The following is a 22,869-nucleotide window of genomic DNA, read 5'->3' on the forward strand; positions in this document are numbered from 1 at the left end:
CCGCCCGGGGCTGGCACACTCACGCCCATGCCCGTCCGAGTCCACCTGGAAGCGCCCCTGAGCGAAGGCGCCGCGCTCACCCTGCCCCCCGAACCCTCCCGCCACATCCAGGTGCTGCGCCTGCAGCCCGGCGATGCCCTGACCGTCTTCAACGGCGAGGGCGGCGAGTGGGACGCCACCGTGACCCGCATGGGTCGGCAGGACGTGGACCTGCGCATCGGTGCCCACCACCGCGCCGAACGCGAGCTGGCCTGCCCGGTGACCATCGCCCTGGGCATGCCGGCCAACGAACGCATGGACGCCTTGGTGGAGAAGGCCACCGAGTTGGGGGTGGCCGCCATCCAGCCGCTGATGTGCGCCCGCTCGGTGCTCAAGCTGGCGGGCGACCGGGCCGAGAAGCGGCGCGCCCACTGGCAGGCGGTGGCGGTGGCGGCGGCCGAGCAGAGCGGTCGCACCCGGGTGCCCGCCGTGGCCCCCATCCTGGCGCTCGACCGCTGGCTGGGCGCGCTCGGTCCCGCCGCGGGCCTGCGCCATGTGCTGAGCTTCGGCCCCGACGCCGCTGCCCCGGCCACACTGCTGCAGGCCCGCGGGCCGGTGTTGCTGCTGTCCGGCCCCGAGGGCGGCCTGGACCCGCGCGAGGAAGGTCAGGCCCGGCAGGCCGGCTTCGCGCCCTTGAGCCTGGGCCCGCGCGTGCTGCGGGCCGACACCGCGCCGCTGGCCGCCCTGAGCCTGCTGGCCCTGGCCGGCTGAGCGCTGTCGCGCCGGCTCCACGCCGGCCCCACCTTTCACACGGTCGCCCCCCTGCGAGGGATGAGGGACGTGACAAGGTCCTCCGGGGCGGTCATGCTGCGGACACTCACATCAACTCAAGGAGAACACCATGGGATTGCTGGATGCGGTCAGCGGCCTGCTCAACGAATCGGCCGGCGGCGGGGGCAGCCCGGACCTGATGTCCGTCGCCACCCAGCTGCTGGACAGCAACGCGCCGGGCGGTGGCCTGGCCGGGCTGGTGCAGCACTTCGAGCAGGGCGGCCTGGGGGCGCTGGTGGGCTCCTGGATCTCCAACGGGCAGAACCTGCCGATCAGCGCCGAGCAGCTGCAGTCGGCCCTGGGCGACCACCCGGCCCTGGCCGGCCTGCTGCAGCAGGTGCAGGGCCCGCAGGCCCAGGCGCTGTGGGGTCAGCTGGCCCAGATGCTGCCCGAGCTGGTCAACCGGATGACGCCGCAAGGCCAGCTGCCCGCGTCGCCCGCGGAATCGCCCGACCTGGGCAGCCTGCTGGGTGGACTGAGCGGGCTGCTCAAGGGCTGAGCGCCCGAGGGGCTCAGCCCTCGGAGCTGTCCGGGCCCTTGCGGGCGGAGCCGGCCACCATGTCGAAGCGGAACAGCCGGCACTCGATCGGCCCGTTCCACATCGGCACGCGCCGGCTTTCCTTCAGCCGCATCAGGCTGGGCAGCTTGGCCTCGGGGGTGAGCACCCAGGCGGTCCAGCCGGCGTAGCCCTTCTTCCAGTGCGCGGCCAGGCGGGCATAGAACTCGCCGGCATCGGCTGCGCCTTCGAACTTCTCGCCCTGGGCGCCGGCCCGGCCGTGGCCCAGGCCGCCCTGGCCCTGGCCGGAGCCCTTGGGCGCGATGCGCTCGCCATAGGGCGGGTTCATCAGCAGCACGCCATGGTCGGCCGGTGCCGGGCGCTGCAGCGCATCGGCGGTCTTGAACTCGATGGCGTGCTTGACGCCGGCGCGCTCGGCATTGCGCGTGGCGAAGTCGGTCATGCGGAAGGACACGTCGCCCGCCCACACCGGCACCGTGGGCGCATGCACGGCGGCCTGGGCCGCGGCCTTCATCTCGCGCCAGGCGCCCAACTGGTCCCGGAAGGGCAGCAGGCGCTCGAAGGCGAAGCGGCGCTGCAGGCCCGGGGCGATGCCGCAGGCGATCTGCGCGGCCTCGATGGCGATGGTGCCGGCACCGCAGCAGGGGTCCAGCAGGCCGCCGTCCTCGGGCCGGCCCTGCCAGCCGATGGCCGCCAGCATGGCCGCGGCCAGGGTCTCCTTCAGCGGGGCCTCGCCCTTGGCTTCGCGCCAGCCACGCTTGAACAGGGCCTCCCCTGAGAGGTCCACGCTCAGGCTGGCGTGGTCGGGGCCCAGGTGCAGCACCAGGGACAGGTCGGGGTGGTGGGTGTCCACGCTGGGCCGCTCGCCGCAGGCCTCGCGCATCTGGTCGCAGACCGCGTCCTTGATGCGCAGGGCGGCGAAGTTCAGGCTCTGCAGCGGCGAGCGCCAGGCACTGGCGTCCACCCGCAGGGTCTGCTGGGGCGTGATCCACTCGTTCCAGCGCACCCGGCGCGCCAGCTCGTAGAGGTCGTGTTCGTTGGCGTAGCCGCCCTCGGCCACCTGCCACAGCACGCGCTGCGCCAGCCGGCTGCCCAGGTTCAGGCGCATGGCCTCGGCCAGGCCGCCCTCGACATAGACGCCACCGCGGCCGGCCTCGACCCGGGCCTGCGGGCCCAGCAGGGCCTGGCATTCCTCGGCCAGCCAGGGCTCGGTGCCGGCGGCGCAGGGCAGGAACAGCGTGCCCTGGCGCACGCTGGAGGTGGGACGGGGACCGGCGGCCCGCACCACGCGGCGCGGACCGGCCGCGCCGGGCGCCGGGGTGGGGGTCGAGCTCATAGGGCTTTGCGGAGGTTGGCGGGCGCGATCTTCAGCGCTTCGCGGTACTTGGCCACGGTGCGGCGTGCCACCTGGATGCCCTGCTCTTCGAGCATGTCGGCGATCTGGCTGTCGGACAGCGGCTTCTTGGCGTCCTCGGCCGCCACGAACTGCTTGATCAGCGCGCGCACCGCGGTGCTGGAGGCGTTGCCGCCGGCATCGGTGTTGAGCGAGGAGCCGAAGAAGTACTTCAGCTCGAAGGTGCCCTGCGGCGTGGCCATGTACTTGGCCGTCGTGACGCGGGAGATGGTGGATTCGTGCAGGCCCAGCTCGTCGGCGATCTCGCGCAGCACCAGCGGCTTCATGGCGATCTCACCGTGGGTGAAGAAGTTCTTCTGCCGCTCGACGATGGCCGCGCTCACGCGCAGGATGGTGTCGAAGCGCTGCTGGATGTTGCGGATGAACCAGCGGGCTTCCTGCAGACGGGCCGACAGGTTGCCGCCGCCGCGCTGGCCGCGGATGGCCTGGGCGTAGAGGTCGGACACGCGCAGCTTGGGCATCACGTCCGGGTTGAGCGTGGCCTTCCAGTTGCGGCCGGACTTCACAACGATGACGTCGGGCACGACGATCAGCTGCTCGGCCCGGGCAAAGGGCCGGCCGGGCTTGGGCTCGCAGGCGACGATCAGGGCCTGGGCGGCCTTGACCGTGGCCTCGTCGCTGCCGGTGGCGGCCGACAGCTTCTTCAGGTCGCGGCGGGCCAGCAGCTCCAGATGGGATGCCGCGATCTGCAGCGCGCAGGCGCGCGCCGGGGTGTCGGCCTGCTGGCGCAGCTGCAGGCACAGGCATTCGGACAGGTTGGCCGCGCCGACGCCGGCGGGCTCCAGGCTCTGCAGCCACTTCAGGCCGCAGCGCAGCTCGTCCAGCAGCTCCTCGCGGGCCTCGGGGTCGGTGATGTCCAGCGAATCGGCGATGCGCTCGGCGATCTCCTCCAGCGTGCCGTCGAGGTAACCGTCCTCGTCCAGCGATTCGATCAGGGCCAGCACGGCCGCGGCGTCGCGGTCGGCCAGGCGCATGCCGCTGAGCTGATGGCGCAGGTGGTCCTGCAGCGTGGGGCCCAGACCGGCGCGGTCCTGGGGTTCGAACTCGTCGTCGCCGCCGGTGCCGCTGCCGGTACCGGGCGTCTCGCGGATGCCGTCGAAGTCGTCGCCCTCGGTGCCGTTCTCCCAGTCGTCGCGCTCGGTGGTGCCGAAGTCCGAGGCCTCCATGCCGGCCGGCTCGTCCGAACCTTCACCACTGCCGCCGCTGTCTTCGTCCGACGCCGTCGCGCTGCTGCTGCTCGCGCTGGCCCGGTCGGCCAGGATCTGGTCCTCGAAGCTGCCCCGCTCCTCTTCCGGCTCGAGAAAAGGGTTCTGCTCGAGCATCTGCTCGACTTCCTGGTGCAGCTCCAGTGTGGAGAGCTGCAGCAGGCGGATGGACTGCTGCAGCTGCGGCGTGAGCGCCAGATGCTGGGACAGGCGGACCTGCAGGGTCGGCTTCATCGTCTCGGACTCACATGCGGAAATGTTCGCCGAGGTAGACCCGGCGCACGTCCGGGTTCTCGATGATCTGCTGCGGGGTGCCTTCGGCCAGCACGTCGCCCTGGCTGATGATGTAGGCCCGGTCGCAGATGCCCAGGGTCTCGCGCACGTTGTGGTCGGTGATCAGCACACCGATGCCGCGCGCCTTGAGGAAACTGATGATGCGCTGGATCTCGATCACCGCGATCGGGTCCACGCCGGCGAAGGGCTCGTCCAGCAGGATGAAGCGCGGCTGGGTGGCCAGCGCGCGGGCGATCTCGACCCGGCGGCGCTCGCCGCCCGAGAGCGCGGGCGCTGGCGTGTCGCGCAGGCCGGTCAGGCTCAGGTCGCTGAGCAACTGGTCGAGCTGGCGCTGGATGGTCTCGGCCTTGAGCGGCCTGCCGCGCTCGTCGGTCTGCAGCTCCAGCACCGCGCGGATGTTCTCGTCCACCGTGAGCTTGCGGAAGATCGAGGCTTCCTGCGGCAGGTAGGACAGGCCCAGGCGCGAGCGCAGGTGGATGGGCATGCGCTCCACCGGCGTGCCGTCGATGGTGATCTGGCCGTCGTCGCAGCGCACCAGGCCCACGACCATGTAGAAGGTGGTGGTCTTGCCGGCGCCGTTGGGGCCCAGCAGCCCCACCACCTCGCCGGCCGCCACCGCCAGGTGCACGTTCTTGACCACGGTGCGGGCACCGTAGGTCTTGCGCAGGCCGGAGGCCTCCAGGCGGCTCTGGGCCGTCAGCTCGGGACCGCTCACTGGCCCGCCCCCGCCGCACTGGCCCCGCTGCCCGCCGCCGAGGCCGCCGCCGGTGCGGAGGCGCTGCGCGGCGTGAACACCAACCGCACCTTGCCCGGCACCACCCCGGGCTTCACCGTGGGGGCTTCGCCGTCGAAGATGACCGTGTCCACCTTCTGGTCGTAGGTGATGATGGCGCCGCTGGCCTCGTCGGTCACCACGCCGGCACGGCGCATGCGCAGCCAGGCATTGCCCAGGAACTTGACCTTCTCGGAGGCACCGTCGTATTCGATGCGGTCGGCCTGGGCCTCGATGTATTCGTTCTCGCGGTCGCGCTTCTGGCGGAAGGTGGCCTGCTGGCTGGGCCAGCTGTAGGCCACCGCGTTGTAGACGCCGTCCTGCGGCTCACGCACCTCGACACGATCGGCGCGGATCAGCATGGACCCCTGGGCGATGCTGACGTTGCCGCTGACCACGGTGAGCTTGCGGGCCAGATCGACCTGCGCGCTCTGCTTGCCGTCGCTTTCCACCACCAGGGGCTGCTGACGGTCGGCCTTCTCGGCATGCACGGCCGAACCCATCCCCGTCAGGAGAATGGACAGGGCCAGAGCGGTGGAAGGGCGACGCAGCGGCATGGTTATCGGCATGAAAATTGCAGATCATTCTACGACGCCCACCGCGGACTGCGGCAGGCGTCGTGCGACCCGAGCAACGCGCTGGGGGATGTGGCCGAAAGACTTGACCTGCCGCCCCTGAAAGGGCTTGCAGGCCGCACACCGTCAGCCCAGGCTCTTGGCCACCTGCGCGATGAGCATGTCGGCGGTGGCGTAGAGCCGGGGCTCGCTGCCCGTCATGGCCGCCGAGGTGGTGAAGCGCCCCTGGATGCCCAGGGTGGGCACGCCGTCGATCTTGTAGCCCTGGGCCAGGGCCTTGGCCTGGCGCAGCTTGCCCTCGACGGTGAAGGACTTCATGGTCTGCAGCACCTTCTGGCCATCCAGACCCTGGGCGGTGAAGAAGGCGGCCACGTCGGCGTCCTTGTCCAGGCGCTGGTGCTGCACGTGGATGGCGGCGAACACCTTGGTGTGGAAGGCCTCGACCTTGCCCATCAGCTCCAGCGCGTAATAGATGCGGGCGTGGTAGCTGTGCATGGGGCTGAAGGTGGCCGCCACGCGCTCGAAGTGGACGTTGGACGGCAGCCGCTTGACCCAGGCTTCCAGCGAGGGCTCCAGCGCATTGCAGTGGGGGCAGCCGTACCAGAAGAACTCCACCACCTCGACCTTGCCCGTGGGGGCCATGGGCACCGGCGGCGAGATCCGCAGGAAGTCCTTGCCTTCCACCGGCGCGCCCTGGGCCAGGGCCGGGCCGCTCAGGGCCAGAAGACCGGCCAGGCCGGCCAGGTGCAGGGGAAAGTCGCGCCGATTCATGAGGAAGGATCCTTGTAGAGGGAAGAGGGAAGCCAGCGGCAAGCCAGATGCCTCAGGGCTGGGCCTTGCTGCGCTCGACCCGCACCAGGGCGGAGTCCATGCCCGCACCCTTGAGGCGGTCCTGCTGCCGTTCGGCTTCGTCCCGGCTGTCGAAAGGCCCCAGGCGGACCCGGTAGACATTGCGTCCGGCCTGCTCGCGCTCGGACACCTTGGCCACCAGCCCCTGCATGGCCAGGCGCGCGCGCTGCTGCTCGGCATCGTTGGCGCTGGAATAGGCCCCGGCCTGGACGAAGTAGACGAATGGATCCGCGCCGGCGGCCGCAGGTTCCGCGGGCTTGTCGGCATGGTTCGGCACCGGCGCCCCCGACAGGATGGCGGCCGGGTCACGCTTGGACTTGGCTTCGGCAGGCGCCGCTGCGGAGGCCGCCTTGGCGGCCGAAGCGGGCTTGCCCACCACGGCCACCGGCACGGGCGAGGACGCACCGCCCACATAGGGCAGCGGCGCACTGCCCGCCTCGGAGGCGGCCGGCACCGGCCGGGGGGCCTGCTTGCCGGCCAGGCCGGCGTTGGGGTCCCAGGTCTTGAGCTTCTCGGCCTCCTGGGCCTCCTGCTCGGGCGTGCGGTGCCCCACCTTGTCCATGAAGGGCACGGGCACCTTGGCGATGTAGAGCGCCACTCCCAGGGCGATGGCCAGGCCGACCAGCAGGCCGACGATCATGCCCAGGACGAAACCACCCCGCTGTGCCTGCCGACGGGCACCGCTGCCGAACTTCATGCGTTCTCCTGTTGTTCCGCGCGAGTCATGGATTCTGGTGCGCTCACGCCCAGCACCGCCAGCGCGTTGCGCAGCACGTGGCGCGTGGCCGACAGCAGGGCCAGACGGGCTTGCGCCAGGGCCTTGTCCTCCACCAGGAAGCGCTCGGCCGCGTAGTAGCTGTGGAAGGCCGAGGCCAGGTCACGCACGTAGAAGGCCACGTCGTGCGGGGCCAGCGAGGCCGCCGCCGACGTGAGCATCTCGGGGTACTCGGCCAGCTTGAGCATCAGCGCCAGCTCGGCCGGCGCGGTCAGCAGCGTCAGGTCGGCCCCCTCGGGCGACAGGCCCTGGGTGGCGCCCTGGGCCAGCACCGAGCAGATGCGGGCATGGGCGTACTGGACGTAGAACACCGGGTTCTCGTCGTTCTGCTTGAGCGCCAGGTCGATGTCGAAGGTGAACTCGGTGTCGGCCTTGCGGCTGATCAGGAAGAAGCGCACCGCGTCGCGGCTGGTCCAGTCGATCAGGTCGCGCAGCGTGACGTAGCTGCCCGCGCGCTTGCTGATCTTGACCTCGGCGCCGTTGCGCATCACCCGCACCATGGTGTTGAGCACGTAGTCGGGGTAGCCCTGGGGGATGCCCAGACCCACGCCCTGCAGGCCGGCGCGCACCCGGGCGATGGTGCCGTGGTGGTCGGTGCCCTGGCAGTTGATGACCTTGGTGAAGCCGCGCTCCCACTTGGCGATGTGGTAGGCCACGTCCGGCACGAAATAGGTGTAGGAGCCGTCGGACTTGCGCATCACGCGGTCCTTGTCGTCCCCGTAGTCGGTGGAGCGCAGCCACAGCGCGCCGTCCTGTTCGTAGGTCTTGCCGGCGTCGACCAGGGCCTTGACGGTCTTCTCGACCCGGCCGCTGGTGTAGAGGCTGGACTCGAGGTAGTAGTTGTCGAACTGCACGCTGAAGGCCTGCAGGTCCAGGTCCTGCTCGTGACGCAGGTAGGCCACGGCGAACTGGCGGATGCCGTCCAGATCGTCCGGATCACCCGAGGCAGTGAACTCGCGGTCGTCGGCCTTGACCGTCTTCTTGGCCAAAAAATCGGCGGCGATGTCGGCAATGTAGTCGCCGTTGTAGGCACTTTCGGGCCAACCGGCGTCACCGGGCTTGAGGCCCTTGATGCGGCACTGGGTGGAATTGGCCAGGGTGGCGATCTGCACGCCCGCGTCGTTGTAATAGAACTCGCGGGTGACGTCCCAGCCCTGGGTCTGGAACAGGTGGCACAGGCTGTCGCCCAGCGCGCCCTGGCGGGCATGGCCCACGTGCAGCGGGCCGGTGGGGTTGGCCGAGACGAACTCCACCATCAGCTTCTGACCGTTGGCCGGCTGACGGCCGAAGGCGTCGGGGGCCGCCAGCACCTCGGCCACCACGGCCTGCTTGGCCGCCGGCGCGAGGCGCAGGTTGATGAAGCCGGGGCCGGCGATCTCGAGCGACGACACCCAGCGCTCGAACGCGGGCTGAGCCTTGAGCGCGGCCACCAGCTGCTCGGCCACGGCGCGGGGGTTGGAACGCAGCGGCTTGGCCAGCTGCATCGCCACGGTGATGGCCAGGTCGCCATGGGCGGCCTGCTTGGGCGATTCGAATTGGGGGGTGAGGGCGGCGTCAGGGGCCAGCTGCGCGACCGCAGCGGCCAGCGCGCGCTGGAGCTCTGCCTTGGCTTGGATCATGGGCGGATTCTAAGGTTGCGCCTGTCGAAAAGCCGGGCGGGGACCGCTCTGTTCCATTGCTGGCCCGATCCGAGTGCTGGCACATTAGATGTTCCTGCATGACGCTCCGCCCGGGCGCGCGCCCATGTCCTCGACCGTCTCGACCACCCGCTCCAACCCCACCCGCTCCGGCCGCCACGAGTCCACCGTGACCCTGGCGCTGCAGCCGGACCTGCCGGCGTCCATCGGCAAGTACCGGGTGGCGTCGCGCCTGGGCACGGGCGCCACGAGCGAGGTCTTCCTGGCGCACGACCGCTTCAACGACCGGCCGGTGGCGATCAAGCGGGTGCAGGCCCGCCCCCATGCCACCGAGGTGGAGACGCGCTTTTCCAACCGCTTCTTCGCCGCCGAGGCCGCCCTGGTGGGCAAGCTCAACCATCCGAACGTGGTGCAGCTGCTCGACGCGGTGGAAGAGCCCGATTCCCGCTACCTGGTGATGGAGTACGTGCCGGGCGTCACGCTGCGGCACTTCTGCACCCCCGAGCGCCTGCTGTCGCTGGAGCAGGTGGTGGAAGTCGGCTTCAAGTGCGCGATGGCCCTGGGTTACATGTACCGCCAGGGCCTGGTGCACCGCGACGTGAAGCCGGCCAACATCCTGGTCACCACCGACGGCGACGACATCACCGAGCTGAAAATCAGCGACTTCGGCAGCGTGCTGGACCTGGGCTCGGACCAGACCCAGGTCCACCGGGTCGGCTCCCTGGCCTACATCTCGCCCGAGCAGCTCGATGGCGCCGCCGTGGATTGCCGGGCCGACATCTATTCCCTGGCCGCGGTGCTCTACCACCTGGTGGCCGGCCGCCCGCCCTTCGAGGCCGACAACCAGGGCGCGCTGCTCAACATGATCTGGCACCGCGAGCCCGACACGCTGGTGGGCAGCCGCGAAGGCGTGACCGAGGCGCTGGACCGGGTCATCCGCGGGGCGCTGGCCAAGAAGGCCGAGGACCGGCCGGCGGACTGGGACAGCTTCGCCAACCAGCTCTCGGCCCTGATCACCCACAACGAAGTGCCCCGCGGCCCGCTGCAGCGGGTGCTGGACTCGGAACGTTTCACCCTGTTGCGCAGCCTGGACTTCTTCACCGGATTCGGCGACGTGGAGCTGTGGGAGGTGGTGCACCGTGCCCGCTGGCAGCGCTTTCCGCTGGGCCACCACATCTACAAGGTGGGGCAGGAGGGGCGGCGCTTCCACATCATCGCCCAGGGCGAGGTGGAGGTCTTCCGCGACGGCCAGAAGGTCGCCAGCTTCGGCGCCGGCACCTCGGTGGGCGAACTGGCCTACCTGGCGCCCAGCGCCGAGCTGCGCAAGCACTCGGCCGACGTGGTGGTGAGCGAGCCCTGCACCACGATCTCCTTCACGCCCGACGCGCTGGAACAGCTCAGCGAGCGCACCCGCCACCGCTTCGACAGCGGCTTCATCCGGGTGCTGGTGCGCCGGCTGCACGACGCCCACGAGGCCCTGCGGCACCCGCAACGCATCCTCTGAACCGAGCATCCCCAGGCCGGCTGAGGCGCCTCCCCCACAGGAGGGTCAACGGGACGGGGCCTGCCGCGTTGAAATGGTCAGGACGGTGTCATGCAGTTGCGGCACTGTCCGACCCACCACTCCCAAAGCAGAGGACTTCATGAAGCACTTCATCCTGGCTGCCGCCCTGACTTGCGTCGCTGGTCTGGCCATGGCACAAACCTCGGCCGCTCCGGCCGCCTCCGCCGCTTCCGCCCCCAAGGCCAAGACGGCCCAGCAGAGCAAGATGGCCGCCTGCAACGAGCAGGCCGCGGACAAGAAGGGCGCCGAGCGCAAGGCCTTCATGAAGGAATGCCTGAGCGCCAAGGCACCGGCGGCGGCGGCCTCCGGTTCGGCCAAGACGGCCCAGCAGGAAAAGATGAAGACCTGCAACGCCGACGCCAAGGCCAAGAACCTGGCCGGCGCCGAGCGCAAGGCCTTCATGAAGGAATGCCTGAGCGCCAAGTGAGGCGTTGACGGCGCCTGAACGACCAAGCCCGGCCGAAGCCGGGCTTTTTTCATCGCGGCCCCCGAAGCACCGGCGGCCCAGCGCACGCTCACTTCTTCTGCTGCTCCAGCAGCTTGGCGTAGTCGGCCGACACCTTCTCGAGAAAGGCCACCGCCGCCTGTTGCTGCTCCGCCTGGAACTGCACCAGCTTCTCGAACTGGTCAGCCGCCATCGCGAAGGGGGCCCCGGCGGGCCGCATGGAGTTGAGCAGGGTCTGCTGGGACTTCAGCACCATGGCCCAGGCGTCCTGCGCCTGCCGTGCGGCCGCGCGGGATTGCTCCCACAGCGTCTTGGCCATTTCCATCTGAACCTTGTCCATCATTGGCGTCTCCTTGCAGACCTGCGGCACATGCCAGCCCCAGGCTAGCAGGCCGGTCGGGTCGACCGCAAGGGGAAAGCGCAAAACAGCGTCCCGGCTCAGCGCCCTCCCCAGTAGGCGGCGTCGCCGTAGTTGTGCTTGAGAAAGTCGATCCACAACCGCACCCGCAACGCCAGGTGGCGGGCGCTGGGGAAGACGGCGTAAATGCCGTTGGGCGGCGCCGCGAAGTCGTCCAGCACGCTCACCAGCCGGCCGGCCGCCAGGTCGGCCTGCACCTCCCAGGTGCTGCGCCAGGCAATGCCCAGGCCCTGCAGGCACCACTCGTGCAGCACCTGGCCGTCGCTGCAGTCCAGCCGGCCGCGCGGGCGCAGGTACTGCACTTCGCCATCGATGCGGAAGGCCCAGCCGCGGGTCTGACTGGCGTCGGAGCTCAGCGTCAGGCATTCGTGCCGCAGCAGCTCGGACGGATGCTGCGGCTGACCGGCCCGGGCCAGGTAGGCGGGTGCCGCCACACACAGGCGGCGGTTGTCGGCCAGGCGCACGCTGACCAGGCGCGAATCCGGCAGGTCACCCACCCGCACCGCGCAGTCCACCGCCTCGTTGACGATGTCCACCACCCGGTCGGACAGGTTCAAGGACAGCGTCACGTCCGGGTGCTCGGCCAGGAAGGCCGGCACCAGCGGCGCCACATGGCGACGCCCGAAGCCGGCCGGCGCGGTCAGTCGCAAGTGACCACTCGCTTTGACGCCACCTTCGGACACGCTGGCCTCGGCGTTGTTGAAGTCGGTGATCAGGCGCTGGCAATCCTCCAGAAAGGCGCTGCCCTCGTGCGTGAGGGTGATGCGCCGGGTGGTCCGGGTCAGCAGCTTGACCCCCAGCCGGGCCTCCAGCGCGTCCATGCGCCGACCGATGATGGCCGGCGCCACGCCTTCGGCCTGGGCGGCCGCGCTGAGCGAGCCGCGGGTGGCCACGGCCACGAAGGTTTCCATCTGCTTGAGGCGGTCCATGGCGGGATGGTCGACGATTCGAACCTTTTTGTCACGAATCAATCGACTTTGCGGCTATCAATGTTCTGCCAAGTATCGAATAGATTGGCGACATGGAAAAGCGCCCCCAGCCCCGTGCCGTGCTCTTCGATGCCTACGGCACCCTGTTCGACGTGTACAGCGTCGGGCTGCTGGCCGAGCAGCTGTTTCCGGGCGCGGGCGAACGCCTGGCCCAGCTCTGGCGCGACAAGCAGATCGAATACACCCGGCTGGTGTCGATGAGCGGCACCTACCAGCCCTTCTGGACCCTGACCCGCAGTGCCCTGCAGTTCAGCGCCGAGAAGCTGGGCCTGGCGCTGGCGCCAGAGGCCGAGGACCGGCTGATGAACGAGTACCGGCACCTGTCGGCCTTTCCGGAGAACCGCGAGGTGCTGCAGGCGCTGAAAGCGCGCGGCGTGCGCGCCGGCATCCTGTCCAACGGCGACCCGGAGATGCTGGCCATCGCGGTGCGCAGCGCCGGCTTCGGCGGCCTGCTGGACCCGGTGCTGAGCGTGCATGAAACGCGCCGCTTCAAGACCGACCCGGCCGCCTACCAGGTGGGCCTGGACGCGCTGCAACTGCCCGCCCGCGAGATCCTCTTCGTCTCCAGCAATGGCTGGGACGCCGTCGGCGCCACCTGGTTCGGCTTCACCACGCTGTGGGTGAACCGCGCCGGCGGCCCGCTGGAACGGCTGGGCACCGAACCCACGCGCATCGGCCACAGCCTGCGCGACGTGCTGGACTTCTTTCCCGCGGCCTGAGGCCGCACCCCGTTTCCCTTCCTCTTTCTTCTCTGACCGACCCGAGGTGACGATATGAACGCACGCACCCCCATCCACGGCCTGCAGGTGGCCACCGAACTCTTCCGCTTCGTCGAGGACGAGGTGCTGCCGGGCACCGGCGTGGACACGGCCACCTTCTGGGCCGGCTTCGACAAGATCGTCGCCGATCTGGCGCCCAAGAACGCCGCCCTGCTGGCCGAGCGCGACCGCATCCAGGCCGAGATGGACGCCTGGCACCGCGCCCACCCGGGCCCCATCACCGACATGCCGGCCTACCGCGCCTTCCTGGAGAAGATCGGTTACATCGTGCCCGAGCCGGCCAGCGTGAGCGCCACCACCGCCAATGTGGACGCCGAGCTGGCCGTGCAGGCCGGACCGCAACTGGTGGTGCCCATCCTGAACGCCCGCTACGCGCTGAACGCCGCCAACGCGCGCTGGGGCAGCCTGTACGACGCGCTGTACGGCACCGACGCCATCCCCGAGACCGACGGCGCCGAGAAGGGCCGCGGCTACAACCCGGTGCGCGGCGCCAAGGTCATCGCCTTCGCCCGCCAGGTGCTGGACCAGGCCGCGCCGCTGGTCAGCGCCAGCCATGTGGACGCCGCCGGCTACGCCATCGAGGCCGGCCAGCTGGTGGTCAAGCTGAAGAACGGCACCCACACCGGCCTGGCCAACCCGGCCCAGCTGGTGGGCTACCAGGGCGAGGCCGCCGCGCCCAAGAGCGTGCTGCTGGCACACCACGGCCTGCACCTGGACATCCAGATCGACCGCAGCACCCCGATCGGCCAGAGCGATGCCGCCGGCGTGAGCGACATCATCATGGAAGCCGCCCTGTCCACCATCCTGGACCTGGAAGACTCCGTCGCCGCGGTGGATGCCGAGGACAAGGTGCTGGCCTACCGCAACTGGCTGGGCATCCAACTGGGCACGCTGACCGAGGAAGTGAGCAAGGGCGGCAGCACCTTCACCCGCCGCCTGAACGCCGACCGCGTCTACACCGCGCCGAGCGGCCAGGGCACCGTCGCCCTGCACGGCCGCAGCCTCATGTTCGTGCGCAATGTCGGCCACCTGATGACCAACCCGGCCATCCTGTGGGGCGCCGAGGGCCGCGAGATACCCGAGGGCATCATGGACGCGGTGATCACCACCGCCATCGCCATGCACGACCTGCAGCGCCATGGCCAGAACGGCATCACCAACTCGCGCACGGGCTCGGTCTACATCGTCAAGCCCAAGATGCACGGCCCGGCCGAAGTGGCCTTCGCCAACGAGCTGTTCGGCCGCGTCGAGCAGCTGCTGGGTCTGCCGCCCAGCACCGTCAAGCTGGGCATCATGGACGAGGAGCGCCGCACCTCGGTCAACCTGAAGGCCTGCATCGCAGCGGCCGCCAGCCGCGTGGCCTTCATCAACACCGGCTTCCTGGACCGCACCGGCGACGAGATGCACACCGCCATGCTGGCCGGCCCGGTGATGCGCAAGGGCGATATCAAGGGCAGCGCCTGGATCGCCGCCTACGAGCGCCGCAACGTGCTGATCGGCCTGCAGTGCGGCCTGCGCGGCCGCGCCCAGATCGGCAAGGGCATGTGGGCCATGCCCGACCTGATGGCCGAGATGCTCAAGCAGAAGATCGGCCACCCCAAGGCCGGCGCCAACACCGCCTGGGTGCCCAGCCCCACCGCCGCCACCCTGCACGCGCTGCACTACCACCAGGTCAGCGTGGCCGAGGTGCAGCAGACGCTGGAAGCCGAGGCCGCCAGCATGGCCACCAGCGGCCTGCACGAGAAGCTGCTGAACGACCTGCTGACCATCCCCGTGGTGGCCCAAGCCACCTGGAGCGCCACCGAGCGCCAGCAGGAGATCGACAACAACATCCAGGGCATCCTGGGCTATGTGGTGCGCTGGATCGACCAGGGCGTGGGCTGCTCCAAGGTGCCCGACATCAACGACATCGGCCTGATGGAAGACCGCGCCACGCTGCGCATCTCCAGCCAGCACGTGGCCAACTGGCTGCACCACGGCGTGGTGAGCGAGGCCCAGGTGCGCGAGACCTTCGAACGCATGGCCGCCAAGGTGGACCAGCAGAACGCCGGCGACCCGCTGTACCTGCCGATGGCCGGCCACGCCGAGACCAGCTTCGCCTACCGCGCGGCGCTGGACCTGGTCTTCAAGGGTCTGGCCCAGCCCAGCGGCTACACCGAGCCGCTGCTGCACGCCTGGCGCCTGAAGGTGAAGGCCGCCCGCCGCGCCTGAGCCCGCTGCGCTGCCAGACGCAGGGCCGCCCCACGGGGCGGCCCTTTTTCATGGGCGGACCTCAGTGCCCGAACGCGTCCCAGCCGGTCTTGAGAATCAACAGGCTGACCACGACGATGAACACGCCGCGCACGAAGCCGGCGCCATGGCGCAGGGCCAGGCGGGTGCCCAGCAGGCTGCCGGCCACATTGGCCGCCGCCAGCAACGCCGCCACCTGCCACCAGATGTGGCCCTTGGTGATGAACAGCGCCAGCGCCGCCGCGTTGGTGGCGGTGTTGAGCAACTTGGCGGCGGCCGAGGCATTGAGGAAGTCGTAGCCCAGCACGCGCACGAACAGGAACACGAAGAAGCTGCCGGTGCCCGGGCCGAAGAAGCCGTCGTAGAAGCCGATGGCCAGGCCGATGGCGCTGGCCGTGAGGGCCTCGGCACGTCCGGCCAGGCGCGGTGCGTGGACCCGGCCCAGATCCTTGCGGACCAGGGTGTAGAGCAGGATGGCCGCCAGCACGAAGGGCAGGGCGCGACGCAGGCTCTCGGCGTGCACCAGGGTCAGCGTCCAGGCACCGACCAGACTGCCCAGCAGGGCCGCGCCCACCGCCGGCCCCAGGGCGGCCCAGCGCAGCTGCACCCGTCGGGCGAACTGGCCTGCGGCCCAGGCCGTGCCCCAGATGGCCCCGCCCTTGTTGGTGCCCATCAGCGTGGCCGGCGGGGCGGCAGGATAGGTGGCGAACAGCGCCGGCACCAGGATCAAGCCGCCACCGCCCACGATGGCATCGACACAACCGGCCAGCCCGGAGGCGGCCGCCACCAGCAGCAAATCCCACATCGTCAGGTGCGCAAGCGCGAAACAAAGGCGCTGTGCACGCCGGAAATGAACAAGGGCGCCAGCGGTGGCTGGCGCCCTTGATTGTCACATTGTGACGGCCCGGTCAGGTTCCGGTTGTCGGACCTGCCGGATGGGCTGGCTTGAGTTCTGAGTCTCAGCCCAACGGTTTTTGTCTCCTCGGCCCCCTACAGCAGCGCACCACGCAGGGGCTTATCGCTGAGAGTGCATGCACTTTAATGGCGCGGGGGCTTGAGGCACATCAGGGCTAACCCCGGTCCTGGCGGATCCAGCCGGCCGCCCGCTCCGCAATCATCAGCGTGGGCGAGTTGGTGTTGCCGCTGGTGATCGAGGGCATCACGCTAGCGTCAGCCACCCTCAACCCACGCAGGCCGCGCACGCGCAGGCGGCTGTCCACCACGGCCAGCGGATCGTCCGGGCGGCCCATCTTGCAGGTGCCCACCGGATGGAAGATGGTGGTGCCGATGTCCCCGGCCAGACGCGCCAGATCCTCGTCGCTCTGGTACTGCACGCCGGGCTTGACCTCCCGCGGACGGTAGGGTGCCAGCGAGGGCATGGCGGCGATGCGGCGGGTCAGGCGCAGCGAGTCGGCCGCGACCTGGCGGTCTTCCTCGGTGCTGAGGTAGTTGGCCAGGATGGACGGCGCGGCCTCTGGATCGGCCGAGGTGATCTGGATGCGGCCACGGGAGCTCGGGTTGAGGTTGCAGACGCTGGCCGTGAAGGCGTTGAAGCTGTGCAGCGGCTCGCCGAAGGCCTCCAGCGACAGCGGCTGCACGTGGTACTGCACATTGGGCCAGGCGTAACGTTCCGACGAGCGGGTGAAGGCCCCCAGCTGCGACGGCGCCATGCTCATCGGGCCGCGGCGGCGCAGCGCATAGTCCAGGCCGATGCGGGCCTTGCCCCACCAGGTCTGGGCCAGGGTGTTGAGCGTGGGCACCCCATCGACCTGGAAGACCGCGCGGATCTGCAGGTGGTCCTGCAGATTGCCGCCCACGCCGGGCAGCTCGTGCACCGGGGTGATGCCCAGGCCGTGCAGGAAGGCGCCCTCGCCCACGCCGGAGCGCTGCAGGATGGACGGCGTGCCCACCGCGCCGGCGGCCATCACCACCTCCTGGCGGGCCCGCGCCACCAGCGGCGCACCGCCGCCCAGCGGCAGCGCCTCCACCCCGGTGACGCGCGGTGCACCGTCGGCATCGGTGTCGATCAGCAGGCGGCTGACGGTGGCACCGGTCCAGACCTGCAGGTTGTCGCGGTGGTCGCGCAGCAGGGCCGGCTTCAGGAAGGCCTTGGCCGCATTCCAGCGCCAGCCACTGCGCTGGTTGACCTCGAAATAGCCCACGCCCTCGTTGTTGCCACGGTTGAAGTCCTCGGTGGCCGGAATGCCGGCCTCCTGGGCCGCGGCAGAGAAGGCGTCCAGGATCTTCCAGGACAAGCGCTGACGCTCGACCCGCCACTCGCCACCGGCGCGCGCGCCCTTGGGATCGAAGCCCGGCGCCGCGTGGTGCTCGCTGGCACCCCGCCAGTGATCTTCATGGGCCAGGAAGGCGGGCAGGCATTCCTCCCAGCGCCAGGCCGCATCGCCCACCTGCTCGGCCCAGCGGTCGTAGTCGCGCGACTGGCCGCGCATGTAGATCATGCCGTTGATGCTGGAGCAGCCGCCCAGCACCTTGCCGCGCGGGTAGCGCAGGCGCCGGCCGTTGAGGCCCGGGTCGGCATCGGTCTGGTAGAGCCAGTCGGTGCGCGGGTTGCCGATGCAGTAGAGATAACCCACCGGGATGTGGATCCAGAGGTAGTCGTCCTTGCCGCCGGCCTCGATCAGCAGCACCCGGCAGGTCGGATCGGCCGACAGCCGGTTGGCCAGCAGGCAACCTGCGGTGCCCGCACCGACGATGACGACATCGAAATCCTGGACAGGGCCCGGCGTGCGGGCCGTGGAAGCGGTGTTTGATTTCAATTTGACTTGTCTCCTGCGGCACACTCTAGGCAAAGTATCCAGGGCTGAGCACACTTCTGCCCCGATTCTCATTTCAATATTCCTGAAATCGCATGCGTGCCGACCTGCGCCAGCTCCAGGCCCTGGTGGCCATCGCCGACCAGGGCACGCTCGGCCGGGCCGCCGACGCGCTGCATTGCAGCCCCTCGGCCCTGTCCATGCAGCTCTCCGCGCTGGAGGCCCGCATCGGCCAGGTGCTGACCCAGCGCACGGGCCGCGGCCTGCGCCTGAGTGCCGAGGGTGAGCGCCTGCTGCCGGCGGCGCGCGACACGGTGCAGGCCGCCGAGCGCTTCGCCCAGTTGGCCCGTGCCGCGCCGGTGGATGGCCAGCCCACCCCGGCCGTGCCGGTGGTGGTGGGCACCATCCTGGATCCGCCGGCCATCCGGCTGGGCGAATTCCTGCGCGCCGTGCGCGAACGCGGCCCGCAGCTGCACCCGGAGCTGCGCCACGGCATCTCGGGCAGCGTGCTGCGCGAGGTGCAGGACGGGCGGGTGGATCTGGGCTTCTTCCTGGGCGAGGTGGAGGGGCCCGGCTGGCGGGTGCAGACCCTGGCCCCGGTGCGCTACGTGGTGGTGGCCCCGCGCGGCTGGCAGTCGCGGCTGGAGGGCCGGCAGTGGGAGGACCTGGCCACCCTGCCCTGGATCGACACGCCCAGGGAATCGGTGCACCACGCGCTGCTGCGGCCGGTCTTCGGTGGGCGCGCCCGCGCCACCGTCGCCCGGGTGGACCAGGAGGCCTCGATGCTGGATCTGGTGCGCGCCGGCTTCGGCCTGAGCCTGGCGCGGGAGGCGGTGGCCCTGCGCGAGGCCCATGTGGGCGGGCTGGCCGTCTCCCGCGAACACCGCCTGGACACCACGCTGTCCCTGGGCGCCCTGGACCGCCAGGACGACCCGGCCCGGGCTGCCGCCCTGGACACCCTGTTCGACGCCGCCGCCGCCGTCTGGCGCAGCGGCCCCTGAGCCCGGGCGCCGCGCCGGCTCAGCGGCCGTGCGAGGCCAGCACCGGGAAGAGCACACCCAGCCCGTCGGCCAGCAGCTCCACCGCCATGGCCGCCAGGATCAGGCCCATCAGCCGCACCATCACGTTGATGCCGGTCTGGCCCAGCACCCGGGCGATGCGACCGGCGGCCGAAAAGGCGAGAAACGTGGCCGCGCCGATCACCACGCCATAGCCCACCAGCACCGCGTGCTCCCAGAAGGTGCGGGTCTTCTCGGCGTAGATCACCATGGTCGAGATGGTGGCCGGGCCGGTCAGCAGAGGGATGCCCAGCGGCACCACCGCCACCGAGGCCCCGGACTCGGCCTTCGCGCGCCCCTGGTCCACATCGCCGGGACGGCTCTCGCCCGGTTTGGCGTTCAGCATGTTCAGCGAGGAGACCAGCAGCAGCATGCCGCCGCCCACCTGGAAGGACGCCACCGAGATGCCGAAGAAGGCGATGATCTTCAAGCCCGCGATGGCGCTGACGGCGATGACCGCGAAGGCGGTCAGCGAGCTGACCCGGATCGTGCGCCGCCGCTCCTGGGGCGTCAGGCCCTGCGTGAAGTGGATGAAAAACGGCACTGCCCCGATCGGGTTGACGATCGCCAGCAGCGCAATCAGGGGCTTGATCAGGTCCATGCGGTCGATTCTGGGGGCAAGTGTGGGTTTTTCGCAGCGAGAACTTGTCGGCGGGGAGGCCCGAACGCCGAATTCCATCCACCCCCCAGGTCATCGGGGCATCAAAACAACAGATTGCCGTTGACCCCTTTACTCTTCGGAACCTTTTGTGTTCATAATGCCTCGCAACCCGTTGTCAAGACGGGTGATGAATGCTGTGTCTGGACGCGGCACCTTCGCTTGATGGTTCACGCTGGGTTGAAGCTCCACATGGTCTCTTGGTGATTGAAAGGAGCTTCCCCCATGGGAAACAAGCTTTACGTCGGCAACCTCGCCTACAGCGTGCGCGACGATTCCCTGCAACAAGCGTTCGCCGAATTCGGCAACGTCACCTCTGCCAAGGTGATGATGGACCGTGAAACCGGTCGTTCCAAGGGCTTCGGCTTTGTGGAAATGGGCTCGGACGCTGAAGCCCAGGCCGCCATCAACGGCATGAACGGTCAGCCCCTGGAAGGCCGCAACATCGTGGTCAACGAGGCCCGTCCCCGTGAAGAGCGTCCGGGCGGCTTCGGCGGCGGCGGCAGCCGCGGCGGCTTCGGTGGCGGCGGCGGTGGTCGCAGCCCCTACGGCGGCGGCGGCTACGGCGGCGGCGGTGGTCGCAGCCCCTACGGCGGCGGTGGCCGCAGTGGCGGCGGCGGTGGCCGCGGCGGCTACTGATCGCCAGACAGCCCTGCGCTGTCATTGAAGAATGCCCCGGCAAGCCGGGGCATTTTGCTTTTTGGCGGGATGCGCAAGAGGCGGCGCCGCTCAGGCGCCGCGACGGATGTCAGCGCTGCGCCGCGCTGGCGGCACGCGGCACCAGCACCGCGCGGGTGTGGCCCTTGAGGGTGAGCAGACCGCTGGCCTGGTCGTAGCTGAAGGCGTCGGCCGTCACCTCGGTGCTGCCCTGGCGAACCGACACCGGCTTGTCCGAGGACACCCGCCGCTGCTTGGGCTCGGCGGTCAGTTCCTCGCCCAGCATGGTCACCGTGTCGCCCGAAGTGCTGGTGCTGATCACATGGGCTGCGCCCATCAACTGCACCTTGCTGCCATCGCCCGAGGCCAGCGCCTCGCGTGCCGTGGCCCGGGTCACCCGGCCGTCCGGGTGGTAGAACAACACGTGGACGGTGTCGATCTCGATCTCGTCGGTGTCGGGGTAGTGCCGCGAATGCTCACCCTCGATGCGGGTGGTCGGGCGGCCCTGGGCGTCGTAACGCTCCAGCGTGAAATGCTCCACCTGGTAATCGGGCACGTGACGCACGCTGCCCGCAGGGCGGGCCGTCTCGGCCTGGGGCGCGTTCTTCACCAGCCACCAGGTTCCGGCGGCCAGCACGGCCATGGTGAACAGGGGCAGGGCGGTGCCTGCCAGGCTGCCCAGACGGGCCCGCCAGGCCAGCCGCGGCTGACATGGGGCGCCGGGATCCTTGCCCAGGCTGACCGGCACCTCGGGCAGGTCGGGCAGGTGCAGCTCGCCGCTCATCGGCCGTCCGCCTTGCCGCGCTGAAGACCTGGTGCGGCCATGTCAGCGGCCATCCAGTGTCTGCAGATGGCCGTGGAAGAGCTCGCCGTAGCGGCCGGATGCCATCAACAGCAGGTCGCAGAACTCGCGTGCCGCGCCCTGGCCGCCGGGCACGGCCGTGACGTGGTGGGCCACCGCCTTCACCTCGGCATGGGCGTTGGCCGGCGCGCAGGCGAAGGCCGCGCGCGTCAGCAGAGGCAGATCGGGCCAGTCGTCGCCGATGGCCGCCGCCTCGGACCAGTCCGCCCCCAGCGAGGCCAGCAGCGGCGTGGCCGCGGCCAGCTTGTCCTTCACGCCATAGAGTGCATGGCGCAGGCCCAGATCGGCCACACGGCGACGCACCGCCGCCGAATCCCGGCCGGTGATGATCACCGGCTCGATGCCCGCCTGGGCCAGCAGCTTCAGGCCGTGGCCATCCAGGGTGGAGAAGGCCTTGAAGACCTCGCCCTGCTCGCCGATGAAGACGCTGCCGTCGGTCAGCACGCCATCCACATCGAACAGCGCGACCTTGACACCCAGTCCTGCCCCCTGGGCGCGCACCAGCAGCTCGGGCGGAAAACGCAGGGCAGGCTGGACCATCTCAGATCACCTTGGCACGCATCAGGTCGTTGCTGTTGAGCGCGCCGACCAGACGGCCGTCGTCCTCGACCACCAGCACGCTGGTGATGCGGTGGCGCTCCATCAGTTCGGCCGCATCCACGGCCAGCGCGTCGGCCCGGATCAGCTTGGGCGAAGGATGCATCAGGTCCTTCGCACAGCGGGTGCGCAGCTCCTCGCCCGCTTCGATGCGGCGGCGCAGATCGCCATCGGTGAAGATGCCCAGCACCCGGTCGCCCTCGACCACGGCCGTGGCGCCCAGGCCGGTGCGCGACATCTCGCGCATCGTCTCGCTGAAGCTGGCCTCGGGGCCGACGCGCGGCACCTGGTCGCCGGTGCGCATCAGGTCGCGCACATGCATCAGCAGCTTGCGGCCCAGGGCGCCGCCGGGGTGGGAGGCCGCGAAGTCCTCCTCGCGGAAACCGCGCGCATCCAGCAGGGCCACGGCCAGCGCGTCGCCCAGGGCGATCTGCACCGTGGTGCTGGCCGTGGGCGCCAGGTTCAGCGGGCAGGCCTCCTGCGCGACCGAGGAATCCAGCACGATGTCGGCGTGGCGGGCCAGCGTCGACTCGGGCTTGCCAGTCACGGCCACCAGGCGCACGCCCAGGCGGCGCAGGGCCGGCAGGATGGCGTTGATCTCGCCGCTCTCGCCCGAATTGGACAGGGCGATCACGGTGTCGCCCGGCATCACCATGCCCAGGTCGCCATGCGAGGCCTCGCCGGGATGGACGAAGAAGGCCGGCGTGCCGGTGGAAGCCAGGGTGGCGGCGATCTTGCGGCCCACATGGCCGCTCTTGCCCATGCCCATCACCACCACGCGGTGGCTGCTGTCCAGCATGGCCTGCACCGCCTGCACGAAGGCCTCGCCCAGCCGGTCGCGCAGCGCCAGCAGGGCCTGGGCCTCGACGGTGACGGCGTCGCGCGCCAGCTGCAGGGCGCGTTCGGGTTCGAAGGAAGAGCGTGCGTTCAAGGGGCTGGTCTGATTCAGAATGGGGCAGCGCATTTTAGGCGCCCCGTCCGGCCGGCGCTT

General features: G+C 70.2%; 23 protein-coding genes. 8 read left to right on the top strand and 15 right to left on the bottom strand.

Annotated features, from left to right (window positions below; genetic code table 11):
- The first annotated feature begins 27 nt into the window (after positions 1–27).
- On the top strand, positions 28–750 hold the full coding sequence (locus LRM40_RS17685; protein WP_151124827.1) for a 16S rRNA (uracil(1498)-N(3))-methyltransferase: 723 nt from the start codon (positions 28–30) through the stop codon (positions 748–750).
- Between the two features lie 130 nt (positions 751–880).
- Positions 881–1,309: a YidB family protein gene (locus LRM40_RS17690; protein WP_151124826.1), complete on the top strand. Its 429-nt coding sequence runs from the start codon at positions 881–883 to the stop codon at positions 1,307–1,309.
- Positions 1,310–1,322: 13 nt separating this feature from the next.
- Here LRM40_RS17690 and LRM40_RS17695 read toward each other — a convergent pair whose 3' ends face one another.
- The 7 genes from LRM40_RS17695 to argS all read right to left on the bottom strand — a co-directional run bounded on the left by LRM40_RS17695 (position 1,323) and on the right by argS (position 8,830).
- On the bottom strand, positions 1,323–2,663 hold the full coding sequence (locus LRM40_RS17695; RefSeq protein WP_151124825.1) for a THUMP domain-containing class I SAM-dependent RNA methyltransferase: 1,341 nt from the start codon (positions 2,661–2,663) through the stop codon (positions 1,323–1,325).
- On the bottom strand, positions 2,660–4,180 hold the full coding sequence (locus LRM40_RS17700; RefSeq protein WP_151124824.1) for an RNA polymerase factor sigma-54: 1,521 nt from the start codon (positions 4,178–4,180) through the stop codon (positions 2,660–2,662). Before LRM40_RS17700 ends, LRM40_RS17695 begins: the two co-directional genes overlap by 4 nt.
- Before the next feature lie 10 nt (positions 4,181–4,190).
- Positions 4,191–4,955 carry an LPS export ABC transporter ATP-binding protein gene (gene lptB / locus LRM40_RS17705; RefSeq protein WP_151124823.1) on the bottom strand — a complete coding sequence of 255 codons (765 nt, stop codon included), beginning with the start codon at positions 4,953–4,955 and terminating at the stop codon, positions 4,191–4,193.
- Entirely contained in the window at positions 4,952–5,569 is a 618-nt protein-coding gene (gene lptA, locus LRM40_RS17710) for a lipopolysaccharide transport periplasmic protein LptA (protein ID WP_170288909.1), read from the bottom strand. Before lptA ends, lptB begins: the two co-directional genes overlap by 4 nt.
- A 144-nt stretch (positions 5,570–5,713) precedes the next feature.
- Positions 5,714–6,358: a thiol:disulfide interchange protein DsbA/DsbL gene (locus tag LRM40_RS17715; RefSeq protein WP_151124821.1), complete on the bottom strand. Its 645-nt coding sequence runs from the start codon at positions 6,356–6,358 to the stop codon at positions 5,714–5,716.
- Between the two features lie 52 nt (positions 6,359–6,410).
- Positions 6,411–7,133 carry an SPOR domain-containing protein gene (locus LRM40_RS17720; RefSeq protein WP_151124820.1) on the bottom strand — a complete coding sequence of 241 codons (723 nt, stop codon included), beginning with the start codon at positions 7,131–7,133 and terminating at the stop codon, positions 6,411–6,413.
- Positions 7,130–8,830: an arginine--tRNA ligase gene (gene argS / locus LRM40_RS17725; RefSeq protein WP_151124819.1), complete on the bottom strand. Its 1,701-nt coding sequence runs from the start codon at positions 8,828–8,830 to the stop codon at positions 7,130–7,132. Before argS ends, LRM40_RS17720 begins: the two co-directional genes overlap by 4 nt.
- Positions 8,831–8,954: 124 nt before the next feature.
- Here argS and LRM40_RS17730 point away from each other — a divergent pair, with 124 nt between their 5' ends.
- Together LRM40_RS17730 and LRM40_RS17735 are read left to right on the top strand one after the other, a co-directional pair.
- Positions 8,955–10,352 (top strand): serine/threonine-protein kinase, encoded by a 1,398-nt coding sequence (locus LRM40_RS17730; RefSeq protein ID WP_151124818.1) that lies wholly within the window; start codon positions 8,955–8,957, stop codon positions 10,350–10,352.
- A 139-nt stretch (positions 10,353–10,491) separates the two neighbouring features.
- The gene (locus tag LRM40_RS17735) at positions 10,492–10,839 is read left to right on the top strand and encodes a PsiF family protein (protein WP_151124817.1); all 348 of its coding nucleotides are present in this window, start codon (positions 10,492–10,494) and stop codon (positions 10,837–10,839) included.
- 88 nt (positions 10,840–10,927) lie between these two features.
- Here the strand turns inward: LRM40_RS17735 and LRM40_RS17740 are convergent, their stop codons facing one another.
- On the bottom strand, positions 10,928–11,200 hold the full coding sequence (locus LRM40_RS17740) for a hypothetical protein (RefSeq protein WP_151124816.1): 273 nt from the start codon (positions 11,198–11,200) through the stop codon (positions 10,928–10,930).
- Positions 11,201–11,295: 95 nt separating this feature from the next.
- Entirely contained in the window at positions 11,296–12,204 is a 909-nt protein-coding gene (locus LRM40_RS17745; protein ID WP_151124815.1) for a LysR family transcriptional regulator, read from the bottom strand.
- A gap of 92 nt (positions 12,205–12,296) precedes the next feature.
- Here LRM40_RS17745 and LRM40_RS17750 point away from each other — a divergent pair, with 92 nt between their 5' ends.
- Together LRM40_RS17750 and LRM40_RS17755 are read left to right on the top strand one after the other, a co-directional pair.
- Positions 12,297–12,983, top strand: coding sequence for a haloacid dehalogenase type II (locus tag LRM40_RS17750; protein WP_151124814.1), 687 nt, complete (start codon positions 12,297–12,299; stop codon positions 12,981–12,983).
- Between the two features lie 54 nt (positions 12,984–13,037).
- Positions 13,038–15,254 (top strand): malate synthase G, encoded by a 2,217-nt coding sequence (locus LRM40_RS17755; protein WP_151124813.1) that lies wholly within the window; start codon positions 13,038–13,040, stop codon positions 15,252–15,254.
- A gap of 61 nt (positions 15,255–15,315) precedes the next feature.
- Here the strand turns inward: LRM40_RS17755 and LRM40_RS17760 are convergent, their stop codons facing one another.
- Together LRM40_RS17760 and LRM40_RS17765 are read right to left on the bottom strand one after the other, a co-directional pair.
- Positions 15,316–16,077, bottom strand: a complete 762-nt coding sequence (locus LRM40_RS17760; RefSeq protein WP_151124812.1) for a sulfite exporter TauE/SafE family protein — start codon at positions 16,075–16,077, stop codon at positions 15,316–15,318.
- 265 nt (positions 16,078–16,342) lie between these two features.
- Positions 16,343–18,049 carry a GMC family oxidoreductase gene (locus LRM40_RS17765; protein ID WP_231067634.1) on the bottom strand — a complete coding sequence of 569 codons (1,707 nt, stop codon included), beginning with the start codon at positions 18,047–18,049 and terminating at the stop codon, positions 16,343–16,345.
- 92 nt (positions 18,050–18,141) lie between these two features.
- On the opposite strand from LRM40_RS17765, the gene LRM40_RS17770 reads away from it, so the two are divergent.
- Positions 18,142–19,047 (top strand): LysR family transcriptional regulator, encoded by a 906-nt coding sequence (locus LRM40_RS17770; protein WP_151124810.1) that lies wholly within the window; start codon positions 18,142–18,144, stop codon positions 19,045–19,047.
- 19 nt (positions 19,048–19,066) lie between these two features.
- On the opposite strand, the gene LRM40_RS17775 is transcribed toward LRM40_RS17770, so the two are convergent.
- Positions 19,067–19,705, bottom strand: a complete 639-nt coding sequence (locus LRM40_RS17775; protein WP_151124809.1) for a MarC family protein — start codon at positions 19,703–19,705, stop codon at positions 19,067–19,069.
- Between the two features lie 282 nt (positions 19,706–19,987).
- Here LRM40_RS17775 and rbp point away from each other — a divergent pair, with 282 nt between their 5' ends.
- A complete protein-coding gene (rbp, locus tag LRM40_RS17780) occupies positions 19,988–20,401 on the top strand; it encodes an RNA-binding regulator (RefSeq protein WP_231067635.1) in 414 nt (137 codons plus the stop codon).
- Positions 20,402–20,510: 109 nt separating this feature from the next.
- Here the strand turns inward: rbp and lptC are convergent, their stop codons facing one another.
- The 3 genes from lptC to LRM40_RS17795 are packed head-to-tail and all read right to left on the bottom strand — an operon-like array spanning position 20,511 to position 22,842.
- Positions 20,511–21,203 carry an LPS export ABC transporter periplasmic protein LptC gene (gene lptC / locus LRM40_RS17785; protein WP_151125821.1) on the bottom strand — a complete coding sequence of 231 codons (693 nt, stop codon included), beginning with the start codon at positions 21,201–21,203 and terminating at the stop codon, positions 20,511–20,513.
- A gap of 42 nt (positions 21,204–21,245) precedes the next feature.
- Positions 21,246–21,821: a KdsC family phosphatase gene (locus LRM40_RS17790; RefSeq protein ID WP_151125822.1), complete on the bottom strand. Its 576-nt coding sequence runs from the start codon at positions 21,819–21,821 to the stop codon at positions 21,246–21,248.
- Position 21,822: 1 nt separating this feature from the next.
- Positions 21,823–22,842 (bottom strand): KpsF/GutQ family sugar-phosphate isomerase, encoded by a 1,020-nt coding sequence (locus LRM40_RS17795; RefSeq protein WP_151125823.1) that lies wholly within the window; start codon positions 22,840–22,842, stop codon positions 21,823–21,825.
- Positions 22,843–22,869 lie beyond the last annotated feature (27 nt).

This window comes from Ideonella dechloratans (assembly GCF_021049305.1).
GTDB lineage: Bacteria > Pseudomonadota > Gammaproteobacteria > Burkholderiales > Burkholderiaceae_C > Ideonella > Ideonella dechloratans.